Origin of the sequence: Xanthobacter sp. AM11 (genome assembly GCF_047444035.1) — a bacterium.
Lineage (GTDB): Bacteria > Pseudomonadota > Alphaproteobacteria > Rhizobiales > Xanthobacteraceae > Xanthobacter.
This window is the reverse complement of record NZ_JBLAOA010000001.1, coordinates 4,123,206-4,138,088: the sequence shown is the minus strand read 5'-3', so window position 1 is coordinate 4,138,088 and position 14,883 is coordinate 4,123,206. Positions and strand designations below refer to the sequence as shown.

The 14,883-nt window shown below is 66.3% G+C and carries 10 protein-coding genes; 4 read left to right on the top strand and 6 right to left on the bottom strand.

Going from position 1 to position 14,883, the window contains the following annotated elements:
- Positions 1–41: 41 nt before the first annotated feature.
- Positions 42–677 carry a TetR/AcrR family transcriptional regulator gene (locus ACI7BZ_RS18930; RefSeq protein ID WP_414118682.1) on the bottom strand — a complete coding sequence of 212 codons (636 nt, stop codon included), beginning with the start codon at positions 675–677 and terminating at the stop codon, positions 42–44.
- A 119-nt stretch (positions 678–796) separates the two neighbouring features.
- On the opposite strand from ACI7BZ_RS18930, the gene ACI7BZ_RS18925 reads away from it, so the two are divergent.
- The 4 genes from ACI7BZ_RS18925 (at position 797) to ACI7BZ_RS18910 (ending at position 7,591) form a co-directional block, all read left to right on the top strand.
- Positions 797–2,332, top strand: a complete 1,536-nt coding sequence (locus tag ACI7BZ_RS18925) for an efflux transporter outer membrane subunit (protein WP_414118681.1) — start codon at positions 797–799, stop codon at positions 2,330–2,332.
- Between the two features lie 72 nt (positions 2,333–2,404).
- Entirely contained in the window at positions 2,405–3,526 is a 1,122-nt protein-coding gene (locus ACI7BZ_RS18920) for an efflux RND transporter periplasmic adaptor subunit (RefSeq protein WP_414118680.1), read from the top strand.
- Between the two features lie 72 nt (positions 3,527–3,598).
- On the top strand, positions 3,599–6,619 hold the full coding sequence (locus tag ACI7BZ_RS18915; protein WP_414119214.1) for an efflux RND transporter permease subunit: 3,021 nt from the start codon (positions 3,599–3,601) through the stop codon (positions 6,617–6,619).
- Positions 6,620–6,787: 168 nt separating this feature from the next.
- Positions 6,788–7,591: a LysR substrate-binding domain-containing protein gene (locus tag ACI7BZ_RS18910; protein ID WP_414118679.1), complete on the top strand. Its 804-nt coding sequence runs from the start codon at positions 6,788–6,790 to the stop codon at positions 7,589–7,591.
- A gap of 57 nt (positions 7,592–7,648) precedes the next feature.
- On the opposite strand, the gene ACI7BZ_RS18905 is transcribed toward ACI7BZ_RS18910, so the two are convergent.
- The 5 genes from ACI7BZ_RS18905 to ACI7BZ_RS18885 all read right to left on the bottom strand — a co-directional run bounded on the left by ACI7BZ_RS18905 (position 7,649) and on the right by ACI7BZ_RS18885 (position 14,252).
- The gene (locus tag ACI7BZ_RS18905; RefSeq protein ID WP_414118678.1) at positions 7,649–9,067 is read right to left on the bottom strand and encodes an aldehyde dehydrogenase family protein; all 1,419 of its coding nucleotides are present in this window, start codon (positions 9,065–9,067) and stop codon (positions 7,649–7,651) included.
- A gap of 41 nt (positions 9,068–9,108) precedes the next feature.
- The gene (gene gstA / locus ACI7BZ_RS18900; protein ID WP_414118677.1) at positions 9,109–9,723 is read right to left on the bottom strand and encodes a glutathione transferase GstA; all 615 of its coding nucleotides are present in this window, start codon (positions 9,721–9,723) and stop codon (positions 9,109–9,111) included.
- 115 nt (positions 9,724–9,838) lie between these two features.
- Positions 9,839–11,539, bottom strand: coding sequence for an FAD-binding oxidoreductase (locus ACI7BZ_RS18895; protein WP_414118676.1), 1,701 nt, complete (start codon positions 11,537–11,539; stop codon positions 9,839–9,841).
- Positions 11,540–11,541: 2 nt separating this feature from the next.
- Positions 11,542–12,852, bottom strand: coding sequence for a (Fe-S)-binding protein (locus tag ACI7BZ_RS18890; RefSeq protein WP_414118675.1), 1,311 nt, complete (start codon positions 12,850–12,852; stop codon positions 11,542–11,544).
- Positions 12,849–14,252, bottom strand: a complete 1,404-nt coding sequence (locus ACI7BZ_RS18885; RefSeq protein ID WP_414118674.1) for an FAD-binding oxidoreductase — start codon at positions 14,250–14,252, stop codon at positions 12,849–12,851. The genes ACI7BZ_RS18890 and ACI7BZ_RS18885 overlap by 4 nt, the downstream gene beginning before the upstream one ends.
- Positions 14,253–14,883: the final 631 nt, after the last annotated feature.

The following is a 14,883-nucleotide window of genomic DNA, read 5'->3' as shown; positions in this document are numbered from 1 at the left end:
CGCCGGAGGCCTTGTCCGTCAGCGGGCTGGAAGCATTTCAGTCACGCCTTGTAGAAGTCGAGAAACATGGCAATCCCGCTGTCGATCAGATGATCAACCTCGCGGGCGCGCGGGCGCGGAAAGGCGAGTGCACCTGCCAGCTTGGTATCTTCTGCCACGAGGGCGAGGAACTGGTGTGCAGCCAAGTCGGGATCGGAGATGCGCACTCGCCCGGCGCGGCTGAGCGCGGCCAGATATGTCGCAATCTGGCGGATCGCGGCGCCGGGCCCCTCCTCGTAGAACACTTCTGCCAGACGCGGAAACCGGGGCGCGACCGGAATCAGGATGCGGAAGATGTCGAGTCCCTCGCGCTGCGCGAAGATGCGGCGGAAGTTGGCCGCCACTTTTCGCAGCTCCGCCTCGATGGAGTCGTTCTGCGGGTCCGGCACGTAGAGGTTCGCATTGACCGCGCGGCATTCGACGCGGATCAGCTCCTCGAAAAGGGCGGCCTTGCTGGAAAAGTGCGCATAGAGCGTTGCCTTGGAGATCGCGGCCACGCGCGCGATCTCGTCCATGGTGGCGCCGTCGTAGCCTGCGTCGAGAAACACGATGCGGGCCGCCTTGAGGGCTTCCCGGGCTTTGGGTCGCAGGCTGCCGGAGCCTTGCGGCGCAAGGGTTTTCTCGTCGCTCTCTGACATGCCTGCAACTTAGTCGAACTGAACGGTTCAGTCCATATTGACTCTCGGAATATCTGGGCCTACCCGTTATCGAACTGAACGGTTCGGTTCGAATTGGATGTTGTCGGGTGCCATCGATCATGCGAGACCTCTGCCCCCTCTCCCGGGTCGCCAGCTGCCTGCGGGGAAGCACGATCGCCGCTTCCCTGCTGCTCATGAACGGCTGCATGGTGGGGCCGAACTTCGAGGTGCCAGATGCGCCGCACGTGAGCGGCTACCTGCCTGACGGCACGCCCGGCCCCACCACGTCCGCGGCCGTCCATGGCGGCGGCAGTCAGGTCTTTCTGCGTGGCCGCGATCTGCCCGGCGAGTGGTGGCGCGTGTTCCGCAACAAGCAGCTCGACGCCTTCGTCGCGGAGGCGATCCGCAACCACCCGGACATCGCCGCCACCCAGGCCGCGCTTCGGGCGGCGCGTGAAAACGCGCTGGCAGGGGAGGGGAGCCTGTTTCCGCAGGTGTCGGCGAGCGGCAGCGGCACGCGGCAGGTCACGTCGCTGGCGAGCCAGGGCGAGAGCGGCAACACCAGCCCCTACAATCTCTACAATGCCTCGGTCAGCGTCAGCTATGTGCTCGACGTGTGGGGCGGCACCCGCCGACAGGTCGAGGCGCTGGAGGCGCAGGCGGACTACCAGCGCTTCCAGCTGGAGGCGACCTATCTCAGCCTCACCGCCAATGTGGTGACGGCGGCCATCACCGATGCCTCTCTGCGGGCGCAGATCGAGGCGACCAACGACATCATCCAATCGGAGCAGGAACAGCTCAAGCTGATCCAGCGCCAGTTCGAGCTGGGCGCCGTGGCCCAGTCCGACGTGCTCTCCCAGCAGTCCAATCTCGCCCAGACCCAGGCCACGCTGCCGCCGCTGCAGAAGCAGCTCGCCCAGCAGCGCAACCAGCTGATGGCCTATCTGGGCCGGCTGCCGAGCCAGGACCGCGGCGAGCATGTCACCCTCGCCAGCCTCACCTTGCCGCGCGACCTGCCGGTGAGCGTGCCGTCCGCCCTCGTCCGGCAGCGGCCCGATATCGGCGCCGCCGAGGCCAGCCTCCACAAGGCCACCGCCACGGTGGGCGTGAACGTGGCCAACATGCTGCCGCAGGTTCAGCTCACCGGCAGCTATGGCCGCGCCGGCCTCACGCCGGACAGCCTGTTCTCGCCGGGCACCGCGGCCTGGAGCCTCGCCGGGAGTGTGGCCCAGACGGTGTTCGACGGCGGGACGCTGTTCCACGACAAGGAATCCGCCATTGCCAGCAACGAGCAGGCGCTGGCGCAGTACAAGAGCACGGTCATCACCGCCTTCCGTGACGTGGCGGATTCGCTGCGCGCCATCGAGGCCGATGCCAGCACGCTGAAGGCCCAGCTCGCTTACGAGAAGGCGGCGCAGGAGAGCGTGAAGATCTCCCGCACGCAGTATCTGGCCGGCGCGGTGACCTATCCCTCGGTTCTCACCGCCGAGCAGAACTTCCAGCAGGCGGTGATCGCCCGGGTGAAGGCGCAGGCGGCCCGCTTCACGGACACCGCCGCCCTGTTCCAGGCGCTCGGCGGCGGCTGGTGGAACCGGCTGGACCAGACGGCGCAGGCCCAGCCCCGCACCAACGCCGGCTATTTCCAGGACCACTGAGCGGGCCGCTGATTGGGGCCTGAACGGTCTTATCCGACGCCCCTGCGCCGCAGCCGCAAGGAGAGACGGCAGATGAAGAAACGGATGATGCTCATGCTGGCCGCCGTCGCCCTGGTTTTCGGGGCGCTCTACGGCTTCCAGCTCTTCAAGGCGACCATGATCAAGCAGGCGCTGGCCTCGCTGCGCGACCCGCCGCAGACCATCGCCACCACGGTGGCCGCGCTTACACCGTGGCAATCCACCGTCAAGGCGGTGGGCAGTGTCCGTGCCGAGGCGGGCGCCGACCTCGCGCTGGAAAGCTCGGGCACGGTGGCGAAGATCAATTTCAAGTCCGGTGACGAGGTGCGCGAGGGGCAGATCCTGCTCCAGCTGCGCGACGAGCAGGAAGTGGCCAATCTCGCCGCCCTGAAGGCGACGGCCGACGTCAGCGCCATCATCCTCAACCGCGACCAGGAGCAGTTGAAGATCCACGCGGTGAGCCAGGCGACCATCGACAGCGACACCGCCAACCTCAAGAAGGCGCTGGCCCAGGTGGCCGAGCAGCAGGCGGTGGTGGACAAGAAGACGCTGAAGGCGCCCTTCTCCGGCCGGCTCGGCATCCGCTCCGTCGATCTCGGCCAATATGTGAGCGCGGGCACGACGGTGGTGACGCTGCAATCGCTCAACCCCATCTTCATCGACTTCTACCTGCCGCAGCAGGCCCTCGCCGAGGTGAAGACGGGGCAGAGCGTGAAGGCCACCGTGGACACCTATCCCGGGCATGCGTTCGAGGGCATTGTGACGGCCATCAGTCCCAAGGTGGATGTCACCTCGCGCAACGTGCAGCTGCGCGCTGAGTTCAGGAACGACGACCACCGCCTCACCCCCGGCATGTTCGCGACCGTCGAGGTTTCGGTCGGCGCGCCCGACGACTTCGTGACGGTGCCGCAGACGGCGGTGATGGCCAATCCCTACGGCGACATCATCTATCTGGTGGAGAAGAAGGAAGGGTCTGCGACGGGCCTCGCCGCCAAGCAGGTGTTCGTGAAGACCGGCGCGACCCGCGGCGACCAGATCGCCGTCACCTCGGGCATCAAGGCGGGCGACCAGATCGTCGTGGCCGGCCAGATGAAGCTGCACAACGGATCGCAGGTCAGCGTGAACAACGCAGTGCTGCCTACCGATAATCCCTCTCCCTCCATTACCGATCGCTGAGCGGAGGCGCCCGTGTCGTCTTTCACCGACATCTTCATCCGCCGGCCGGTGCTGGCGATCGTGGTCAGCCTGATGATCCTGGTGCTGGGCCTGCGCGCCATGGGCTCCATGCCCATCCTGCAGTATCCGCGCACGCAGAATGCCATCGTCACCGTCTCGACCACCTATCCCGGTGCCGATCCGGACGTGGTGGCGGGCTTCATCACGACGCCTTTGGAAAATGCCATCGCCCAGGCGAACGGCATCGACTACATGACCTCCACCAGCACCACCGGCACCAGCACCATCACCGCCAACCTGCGGCTCAACTACGATACCGGCAAGGCGCTCACCGAGATCAACACCAAGGTCAATTCGGTGCTCAACCAATTGCCCTCCGGCACCCAGCAGCCGGTGCTGACGGTGAAGGTGGGGCAGACCATCGACGCCATGTATATCGGCTTCCGCAGCGAGGCCATCGCCGCCAACCAGATCACCGATTACCTGATCCGCGTGGTGCAGCCGAAGCTGCAGGCCGTGCAGGGGGTGCAGACTGCGGAACTGCTCGGCAGCAAGACCTTCGCCATGCGCGCCTGGCTGGACCCGATCCGCCTCGCGGCCTATGGCGTCACCGCCTCCGAGGTCTCCACCGCGCTCAGCAACAACGACTATATCGCCAGCCTCGGCAACACCAAGGGCCAGATGGTGCAGGTGAACCTCACCGCCTCCACCAGCCTGCACAATGTGGACGAGTTCAAGAACCTCATCGTCAAGCAGGCGAACGGCGCCATCGTGCGTCTGAAGGACGTGGCCAACGTCACCCTCGGCGCCGACGATTATGAGTCCGCCACCATGTTCAATGGCCGGGAGTCGGTCTATATCGGCATCCAGATTGCCCCCGCCGCCAATCTGCTCGATGTCATCAAGGGCGTTCGCGCGGTGCTGCCGGACATCGAGAGCCAGCTGCCCACCGGCCTTTCCATGGGCGTGATCTACGATTCCTCCGCTTTCGTGAACTCCTCCATCGAGGAGGTGATCCACACGCTGGTGGAGGCACTCGCCATCGTCACCCTGGTGGTGTTCGCCTTCCTCGGTTCCTGGCGGTCGGTGCTCATCCCGGTCATCGCCATTCCGCTGTCGCTGATCGGCACCTTCCTGATGATGCTGGCCTTCGGCTTCAGCATCAATCTGCTCACGCTGCTGGCCCTCGTGCTCGCCATCGGCCTCGTGGTGGACGACGCCATCATCGTGGTGGAGAGCGTCAACCATCACATGGAAGAGGGGATGAGCGCGCTTCAGGCCGCCTTTGCCTCGGCGCGGCAGCTCGCAAGTCCCATCATCGCCATGACCGTGGTGCTGATCGCCGTCTATGTGCCCATCGGCTTCCAGGGCGGGCTCACCGGCGCCCTCTTCACCGAGTTCGCCTTCACGCTGGTGGGCGCGGTGACGATCTCGGCCGTGGTGGCGCTGACCCTGACGCCGATGATGTCCGCTTACATGCTGAAGCCGGTGGACCATGCAGGCGGGGATCTGGAATCCCGCATGGTGCTGGCGGTGGACCGGGTGATGGGCGCCGTCACGGCCGCCTATTCCCGCTCGCTCAAGGGCGCGCTCAACTATATGCCCGTCACCGCGGTGTTCGCCGGCCTCGTGCTGTGCAGCGTCTACTGGCTCTACGGCACGGCCCAGAGCGAGCTGGCGCCGGAGGAGGACCAGGGCATCATCCTCGCCCAGAGCATCTCCGCCCCGAACGCGACGCTGCAGCAGAAGCAGCTTTACAATCGGCAGACCTTCGAAATCTTCCAGAAGCATCCCGAGACCGAGACGGTGTTCCAGGTGGAGAGCACCGGCACCAGCATTGCCGGCTGGGTGCTGAAGCCGTGGGACGAGCGCAAGGCCACCACCAAGCAGCTCCAGCCTGTCATCCAACAGGAGCTGAATCAGGTGGCGGGGCAGAAGATCGTCGCTTTCCAGCAATCACCGCTGCCGGGCTCCAATGGTCTGCCCATGCAGATCGTGATCGGGACCTCGGACGGGTTCGACAAGCTGAATGACGTGGCGTCCAAGTTCCTTCAGGAGGCGCTGGACACGGGCCTTTTCATCTTCCTCAACAACGATTTGAAAATCGATCAACCGCAGGCCTCCATCGTCATAGATCGCGAAAAGACGTCGCTGCTCGGCCTCAACATGAGCGACGTGGGCGGTGCGCTCTCCTCGCTCCTGGGCGGTGGCTACGTCAATTATTTCAGCCTGGACGGCCGCTCCTACAAGGTTATCCCGCAGGTGAAGCAGGAGGCGCGGCTCAATACGGACCAGGTGCTTGATTATTACATGCGCATGAGCGACGGGACCATGATCCCCCTGTCGACGGTGGCGCGCATCGAGACCAGGACCGTGCCGGAATCCCTCAACCACTTCCAGCAGGTGAATGCTGCCACCATCTCCGGCGTGGTCGCGCCCGGCGTCACCACGGGCGACGCCATCGTGGCGCTCAAGGATCTTGCCAAGCGCACCCTGCCCATGGGCTACACGCTCGATTTCGGCGGCGCCTCAAGGCAGTATGTGCAGGAGAGCGGCGGCTTCGTCACCACCTTCGCCTTTGCGCTGATCGTGATCTTCCTGTCCCTTGCCGCTTTGTTCAACAGCTTTCGCGATCCGGTGGTGATCCTGCTGTCGGTGCCCATGTCGCTCGCCGGGGCGCTCCTGTTCATCAGCGTGGGCATCGGCGGGGCCAGCATCAACATCTATACCCAGGTGGGGCTCACCACGCTCATGGGGCTCATCAGCAAGCACGGCATTTTGATGCTGGAGGTGGCGAACGAGCTGCAGCTCGCCGGCAAGTCCAAGCGCGAGGCCATCGTGGAGGCCGCGACGCTCCGGCTGCGGCCGATCCTGATGACGACGGCGGCCATGGTGCTCGGCGTCGTGCCGCTGATCTTCGCCTCCGGCGCGGGCGCCGCCTCGCGCTACAATCTCGGCCTCGTCATCGCCACCGGCCTCGCCATCGGCACGCTGTTCACCCTCTATGTGGTGCCCACCGCCTATGTGCTGATGGGCCAGACCCACCGCCGCGAGGAAGGCGAAGGCGCGGCTGCTCCGGCTGCCGTCCAATAGGCCACGGCGGGAGCACTCGGGGGATATCGGCGCTGCATCCCGTCGAGCCGGCACCGGAAAATCCCGCACCCTTATGACCGGCGCTCGACCGCCCGCATCCCGGCCCTACAAGGACCAAGATTGATCCGAGACCATTCCTGTGAGAGCCGGAGGTTGGAGTTTCCGGCCTTGTTCACTGCGACGGTGCTCGACGACCCGCTTCTTGTCCGGGTTGGCCAACGCATGTCGCTGACGCCGCGCGCCGAATCACTGATCACCCCGGTCAACGACCTTTGCGCCGGACTCACTCGGCTGTTTGAAGGGGCGGGAAGCGATCTCTGGGATGCCCGCAGATGTTTTGTGATGGCCGCTTCCGACTACGGTGCGGCCCTCCTCGGTCCAGCGCTGCATGATGCTTTGCGCGCGGAGGCGCCCGGGTTGAGTGTTCACTTTGTCAATCACTCAGGCCATTCGATGGATGCGCTGAGCGAGGGGGCTGCCGATTTCGTCGTCATTCCACGAGGCGCGCTCGTTGCCCTGCAATGGCCGTCGGATCAATCTGCGCTGTTGTGGAAGGAGGAGCATGTCCTCGTGGTGCGGCGCGATCACCCGCTGGCTGCACGCGATGTGGTCAGCGAAGACGACATCGCTCCATGGGGGCAAGTGTCGTTCGAGCCTCAATGGTATCCCGACCCCGGTGGTCGCGGAGACTTTGTAACCGAGACCGGCAAGCGGAGCGCCGCGTCTTCAACGATCATGGTGGAGCAATTCTGCGTGCCCGCACTTGTCGCGCTGGAGACCGGCGCGGTGGCGACGATGCCGGCGCGCCTGCTGGCGCGCCTCCAGAGCCACCTGCCGCTGCAGCAGCTCGGCAATGCCTGCAGCAGTTTCGAAATGATGCTGGCCTGGGGCGCCATCACCCATGACGACGCGCGACATTTCTGGTTTCGGGAGCTTCTCCTGCGCCTCGCCGCACGCGTTGGCGGATCGTGACCTCTGCCTGGATCGGCAGGGGCGCGACCGCGCCGGTCGCGGATCAAACGTCTAACCTTACGCCCTGTGGGTGACGATTGTCTGGATGCTCGTATATTCCGCGAGGCCCTCGATTGCATTCTCGACGCCGAGCCCCGATTGTTTGCGGCCACCGAAAGCCACGTGGGGGGAGAAGGTGTGGATCTCGTTGATCCAGACCGTTCCCGCCTCAAGGCGCGCTGCGATCTCTTCGCCGCGCGCGATGTCCGCCGTCCAGACCGAGGCGGCAAGGCCGTATTCGGTTGCGTTCGCACGCGCGATCACATCCTCAACCTCCCGGAAGCGCAGCAGCGGCAGGACCGGTCCGAAGGCCTCCTCCGTCACCACGCGGGAGGTCTCGGGCGGGTTGTCGATGAGCGTGACGGGCACGAAATAGCCCCGCCCGTCGGGAATGTCGCCGCCGCACAGGAAGGTCAGCCCGGTCTCGCGGGCGTCCGCGATCAGGTCCTTCAGCTTGGCGAACTGCATGGCATTCTGGATCGGGCCAAGGTCCGTGCCCTGCTCCAGCCCGTCGCCGATCCTGATCCCGGCGGCGTAGTCCACCAGTGCCGCCGACAGGTCGTCATAGATGTCGTCATGGATATAGAGCCGCTTGGCGGCGACGCAGAATTGGGCGCTGTTCTGGAAGGCGGCCCAGAACAGCTTCTCTGCCGTGGTCTTCACGTCCACGTCCGGCAGCACGATGGCGGGGTCGTTGCCTCCGAGTTCCAGGGTGAGGCGCTTCAGGTTGCCGGATGCGGCCTGCATGATGCGGCGCCCCGTTGCGGTCGAGCCGGTGAAGCTGATCTTGCCGATGCCGGGATGCGCCGTCATGGCGGCGCCGAGGTCGTTGCCGCCGGAGACGATGTTGAGCACGCCCGGGGGCAGCACATCCCGCAGCAATTCTCCCAGCTTGAGCGTGCACAGGGGCGTGAAGGGCGACGGCTTCAGTACCATGGTGTTGCCGGCAAGCAGCGCGGGTGCGATCTTCCAGACGGCAAGCAGCAGCGGGAAGTTCCAGGGCGTGATGCCGCCCACCACGCCATGGGGCACGCGGCGCGTCTCCACCGTGCGCGCCTCGGCCTCTTCCCTATGGGTCGGCAGGACCTGGGTCGCGATCTCCCGGCACCATACGATCGATCCGCCGATCTCCCATTCCGCACCGGCGCGGGCCTTGCCCTGTTCGAGCGTCAGCAGGCGCTTGAAATCCTCGGCATGGGCCTCGATCACGTCGCCGATGCGGGCAACGAGGGCCGCCCGCTCGCCCCAGGGCCGGCTGGACCAGGTCGGGAAGGCACCCTGCGCCGCGGCGACGGCCGCGTCCAGCAGCTCCGGCCCGGCGTCGGGCACCGTCGCAATGACCGTTTCCGTCGCCGGATTGATGACGCCGGAGCGCGTTTCGGTGACGACCGCCGCGCCGTCGATGGTCATGCTGTAGTCGTTGAACAGATCTGTCATCGCCTTCTCCCGTCTGTCGTGAGTTCTGCGAGCATCGGCGGCTACGCCGGCACCGCGGTCCGCCTTGCCGCCACCGATTGGACGGAAGGCCGGCTGCCGACCCGCGCGAGGTAGGCGGAAATGTTCGGCCAGGGGGACAGGTCGATGTCCTGACGCCCGGCCCAGCCGAGGGTGACGAAGGCGTAGGCGTCGGCGATGGTGAAGTCATCGCCGGCCAGATATGCGCTCTCCCCCAGCCTGCGGTCGAGAACGCCGAACACCCGCGGCAGCAGGGCCGTCTTCGTCAGGTCGCGAAAATCCGGGGGCGTGTTCGGCCGGTTGAGCGGCGAAAAAGTCTTGTGAAGCTCGGTGGCGATGTAGTTCAGCCACTCCAGAACGCGATAGCGGCGCGGGTCGGTGTGGGGTGGCAGAAGGCCCGTCTGCGGGGCCTGGTCTGCCAGATACTGAAGGATGACGGCGTTCTCTGTCAGCACGTCGCCGGTGTCCAGAACGAGAGCCGGAACCTGCCCCTTGGGGTTGACCGCCAGAAAGCTGGACCCGTCCGCGAGCGTCTTCTGCCTGAGATCGACGGTCAGCAGGTCGACGGAAATTCCCGCCTCGGCCAGAACGATGGCCGGGGCGTCGGAGCATGAACCTGGAAGCTGGTAGAGTTTCATGGGCGGGGTTTCCTGCAGGATGCGGAAGAGGAAGGCGCAGGTCGCCCGTCGCGTACGGCGGGCCGACGGCATCCGGGGCGCGGCCCCAGATGCCGAAGCGCCGGATGGGCGCCGGTCACGACTTGCGCTTGGGCAGCTTTTCCTTCCTGCTCGCGACGCCGAGCAGCAGGCAGAGCAGATGAAGCGCTGGTGCTCCGGCGGTCGAGAAGGCGATCTTCTGCAGTGTCGGCCACGATTTCGCGATAGGAAGCTCCTTGATCCCCACATGGACCGTGGAATCCGCAAGCCCCGGCGGATCGAGCCGCCGCTTGATGCGCCGCATCCAGGTGGGGACATCGCTGTAGCGCGGCCCGAACAGTTCGATGAGCGGCCCGGCCATGAACGCCATGAGGCCGAGGCGCGGGTTGCGGTCCACCAGATTCAGGTGCCTCAGGAAGCCCTTCCAGCCGGCGGCGACACCGCGCACCGTGCCGGCCTGGGAGGCGAGGATATTCTCGGTCCAGAGCTGGCGGCTCTCGGTGGGCCAGACCCAGCACCCTTCGTCGCCATCGGCCGCGAAGTAGCGGCCCGGCTTCTTTTCCTTCGCCATGAGCTGTTCACTGGCACGGATCACGTCCGGCAGCAGGTTGAAGGTATCCATGACGCCGAAGCTCGTGCCTCCCGCGCCGGCACCACGGAACACGCGGCTTACGTAGAGCGACGTCACGAGGGTCCGAACCAGCATCTCGGCGTCTTTTTGCTCTATGGGTAGCATCCGCCCGCCGGTGTCGGAGACGATGTGCCGGACCGTCTTTTCCTGATAGGCGGTCTCTCCCGGCGAATGGCCGATGGTGAGAACCTGCCAGCCGAAGCGGTGCTCGGGCCGGGCGCATTCCGGCAGTTGGCCGGCCTCGCGCAAGCGCGCATATTCGCCATTGCTCGCCGTCAGCGTCCAGCCGATGTGGTTCGGCGGCATGCGCAACAGGGCGAAGGCCACGCCAGCCCGGTTCAGCCGGAAGCTCGCGTCGCGCATCTGCTCCACCGTATCCCAGACGGGCAGGAACAGGCGCATGTTGGGCTCCAGCGCCATGCCCTTCATGGGACTGGTCCCGGTGATGGCGATGCGCGGCGGGCCGGCCCACGGATAGAGCTTGTAGCCGATGCGCGTGAACACGCCGAGGCCGCCATTGGCGCCGATCAGCCCGCGGATCATGCCACGCAGGCCTGGCCCCGGCCCCTCTTCGCTGAACCAGTCGTCGTCCCCTCCCAGCGCGCCGATGCGAACGATGTCGCCCGTGGGCGTCACCCACTCGATGCCCAGGATGTTCCGAAAATTTGCACCGGTGCTTGAGCCGGTGATGCCGACCCCGAGAAATGAAGTGGCTGAGGCCAGCGGCGAGTGGGACGGCCCCGCCCCGACGATATGGCAGGTGAGGCCCACCTTCATGGCCTCCGCCTGCAGCCGTCCTGCCGTCACATAGGGTTCGATCACCGCCATCTGGTTGGCGGCATCCAGCTTCACGAGGCGGTTCATGCGGCACAGGTCCAGCACCACCACGTTCTCGCTGGCGCTGAGATAGGTTCCGCCGTTGCCGGAACTTAGCGGGCGGAACGACAGCCCGCGCGCCACGCAGCACTTGATGATGGCGGCCACGTCCTCGGTGGTGCCCGGCATCACCACGGCGATGGGCCAGTTCTTGAGAAATTTCGGGCCCGGCATGGAGCCGACGCCGGCATTCCACGCATAGCTGCAGATGACGCTCGGATCGTTCGTGGCATTGGCCTCGCCGACGATCGACTGAAGCGCCTGAAGGACTTCGTTGCGGTCGTGCGGCATCGTCATTCTCCGGCGGACAGGGCGGCGAGCGCCGGCGTGGCCTGTCGGGCGTGGAGATATTCCACCAGCCCGAGAACCTTGATGGAGGAGCGTTCGGCGTCCGCCACCTCCTTCATGTGGTGGCTGCACGCCGTGCAACTGGTCACGAGGATCTGCGCGCCCGTGCTCTCCGCCTCCTGGAGACGGTGGCGGGCCGCGGCGCGGGCGAACTCGGGGTTCGCCTGCTTGCCGCCGCCGCCTGCGCCGCAGCAGAAGGCGAATTCCCGGATGCGTTCCATCTCCACGATCTGCGCTCCCGCCGCCTTCAGCACTTGGCGGGGCGGCTCGTAGACGCCGTGGACGCCGAGATGCAGCTCCCCTTCCGGAGAGCGGGCGGGCAGCGAATTGTATACGATCACCGTCTCACCCTCCCAGGGCTGGCGCTCCTCGCCGAGCCGTCCGAGGCGACAGGAATCGTGATAGGTCACGACGTCGCCCGTCCCCCCGGCTGCCGCCTCGGGGTGCTGCGCCAGCCATTGGGAGACATGGACGATCCGGACGTCGCCGAGAGAGAGCCGGAGGCGGGGATAGATGTTCAGGAATGCGGAAAAGGCGTCGTCGCTATAGGTGATGAGCGTGCGGGCACCGCTCTTTTCCACCCACGCGCGGGTCTGCCGCGCCAGTGCCGCCGCGAGGTCCTGATCCCCGATGTCGTAGGCGAGGCCGCCGGTGTCCGGCTCGTCCGCGCCCCCCACGGCGAAGTCTACGCCGTGGCGGGCAAGCGCGGATGCGACGTGGCGGATGAACGGCCATTCCTCCGCGTCGAAGGCGGCATCGCCGATATGGAAGAGCACCGGCGCCCGGCCGGCGGCGGTCTGCTTCAGATCCATACCGGCGAGCCAATCTGCGCGCCGCGCGGCCGGCAGACCCCGGGCGTTACCCGTCTTGCCCAGATGATCCAGTATTTCGCGTAGCGGTGCGGGGGCGTATCCGTCCGCCGTCACTTTCCGCCGCAGCGCATAGAGCGAGTCGAGCGGCTCGACGAACTCCGCGAACAACGTCTTGCAACTGGTGTCGCAACCGCCGCACATGGAACAGGAATAGACGTTGCGGATGAAGTCCGGCGTATAGTCGATGCGTCCATGAAGCAGCGCATAGGCTGCGATCAGCTTTCCGCCGGCCGTGTGCGAGAAGAACTTGCCGTGCTGGACGCTGGGACAGATTTCCGCGAACCGCTCGTTGCGGACTTCCGGCACCCATTTGCAGAAGGTGCAGCGGGTGCAGCTTGCGACCTTGTCGTGAAGGGCTTCGAGGGTGGGGCTGGCGTCGGTCATTGGAAGCAGAGCCTTCCGGGATTGAGAATGTGGTCCGGATCGAAGATGGATTTCGTCTCACGCAGCAGCGGCTTGATGGTCGGGTTGCGGGCGAGGGCCATGTCCGCCCATGCCCCGTAGGGCCGGCTGAAGAAGCCGCCCTGGGCGCAGCAGGCCTGCGCCAGCTCCCCGGCGAGGGCTTCCGCGGCGGCGGCCTGCGACGCCGAGGCCGGGTCATACGGCAGCACCAGCTCCACATGGCAGTTGCGGCCATGCAGGCGCGGCTGGACATGGATGGCGACCCGCGCGCCAGGCTGCATGCCGGCCTGCTCCTGCGCCAGCGCGACGAAGCGGTCAGCCCCATCCATCTGCGTCAGGAAGAACACGCTGCGATGCGCGCCCGCGAGGCGATCCTTGTAGCAGTCCTCCGGCGGACGGGACTGCAGGGTTGCGATGGTGCCGGCGGAATGCCCGGCGAGCTCGCGGGTCGCGCTCAGGCCCGCTTCCGCCGCGAGCCGCCCGAGATCGTCCAACTGGTAGGCGATCTTGTCCTCGGGAAATTCAGAGGCCGCGGTGAGTTGCACATAAAGCACGAAGGCGGGCAGTCGCGCGGCCAGTTCCGCAATGCGGGAGGGCTCCGTCTCCAGCACCGATGCAAGGTGCAGATTGCTGGCGATGAAGGTCGCCATGCCAATGCGCCTGCGGTGCAATTCGGCCGAAAGGCGTGCCAGCGGGGCAAGGCTGTCGGCGCCGATGAAGCGTGCCTCTTCCAGGTGTGGCACGCGTTCGCACAGGATCGCCGCCCAGGCGAGAATGGCCAGCGTGCCCTGTGATCCCTGGACGACGCGCAGGAAATCCGTGCCGCCGGGGCCGATGGCCTGGAGATAGCGCAGGCCGGCCTTCCAATTGTCGTCGAGGGAGCCGCTGATGGCGGCGCCGCCGGTGCGGAACGTGTCGCCGGTTCCGAACACCAGCTGGGCACCGCCGAACGGATCGAGCACGTCCCACTGCTCGAACGACTGCAGATTGGGCTCGCGCTCCAGATAGCTTGCCAGGACCGACTTGCCGGCGCGCGGCAGCAGCGGCTTGAAGGCGCGCAGGCCGTGGGGGGCGAGGAGGGAATCGATGCGGCCGAAGGTGACGCCGGGCTCCAGGACGGCCACGGCATCCTGCGGGTCCACCTTGAGGAGGCGGTCCATGCCGCTCAGGTCCACCACCACGGTGGGCCGCTCGGCGGTCGCCCCGCGGCTCCGCGCTCCGGGTCCTGAACTGACGGTGGTGAGGGGCACGCCGTGTTGCCGCGCCCAGCGGACCACGGCGGCGATGTCATCGACATTTCGCGGGCGGACGCGGGCGAGCGGCGCAGCCTCCCGGCCCGTGGGCCGTGTGGAGAGATAGGGCGCGAGGCTGGTCTCCTCCACGGGAAGCCCAGCGGCGCTGAGGCTTCCGATTTCGGGCGCTCGGGTGACGTGTGGCCGCGGCTCGGCGCGGCTGACGGGTGCTGGCATAAAGATGTCCCTTCCCGACGGGATTGGTGTGGCGTCCGCGCCCGTCACGCCGGGCGGAAGGCGGGGAGGCCGGGTCACACGACGGGCCGCGGGCGCGCCACACGACGACGCGCGGCCTTACGGTTGCCGCGGGCCTGTGGGCCCGATGTCGGCCGATGAAGTCTTGAAAGCGCGAGCAAGCGGTTCCGCCAGCGATGTGACATCGCTGCACGTTCGTCCTCCCATATCGGCCGACAGGCGGCTCTTCTTTGTCATTGTTGGCAGGTTGGATGATGTCCACGGAATTGGAATATAGTCAATATAATTGACTATATATTTTTGTTGCAAACCGGCCCTTGGCGCGCAGGAGCTTTGCTGCCAATGGTTTGGCGAAGCTCTTTTGGCGGGCGGCTCCGGGAAGGATAGGGCGACGTGCGCCCAGCTTGCCCGGTTAGGCCTCTCCCCCTTCACGACGTTGGGCGCGGGCCCGGGCCGTCCCGCTTCAACTGGATCGGCGCACGCCTTAAGGTGCGCGCGCCGGTGGCCCACAGGCAGGAACGCAGAG

Excerpts from the sequence above, each read along its gene's own strand:
- ACI7BZ_RS18930 (WP_414118682.1), bottom strand. The coding sequence starts at position 677 with ATGTCAGAGAGCGACGAGAAAACCCTTGCGCCGCAAGGCTCCGGCAGC.
- ACI7BZ_RS18925 (WP_414118681.1), top strand. The coding sequence starts at position 797 with ATGCGAGACCTCTGCCCCCTCTCCCGGGTCGCCAGCTGCCTGCGGGGA.
- ACI7BZ_RS18920 (WP_414118680.1), top strand. The coding sequence starts at position 2,405 with ATGAAGAAACGGATGATGCTCATGCTGGCCGCCGTCGCCCTGGTTTTC.
- ACI7BZ_RS18915 (WP_414119214.1), top strand. The coding sequence starts at position 3,599 with ATGATCCTGGTGCTGGGCCTGCGCGCCATGGGCTCCATGCCCATCCTG.
- ACI7BZ_RS18905 (WP_414118678.1), bottom strand. The coding sequence starts at position 9,067 with ATGACAGATCTGTTCAACGACTACAGCATGACCATCGACGGCGCGGCG.
- gstA (WP_414118677.1), bottom strand. The coding sequence starts at position 9,723 with ATGAAACTCTACCAGCTTCCAGGTTCATGCTCCGACGCCCCGGCCATC.
- ACI7BZ_RS18895 (WP_414118676.1), bottom strand. The coding sequence starts at position 11,539 with ATGCCGCACGACCGCAACGAAGTCCTTCAGGCGCTTCAGTCGATCGTC.
- ACI7BZ_RS18890 (WP_414118675.1), bottom strand. The coding sequence starts at position 12,852 with ATGACCGACGCCAGCCCCACCCTCGAAGCCCTTCACGACAAGGTCGCA.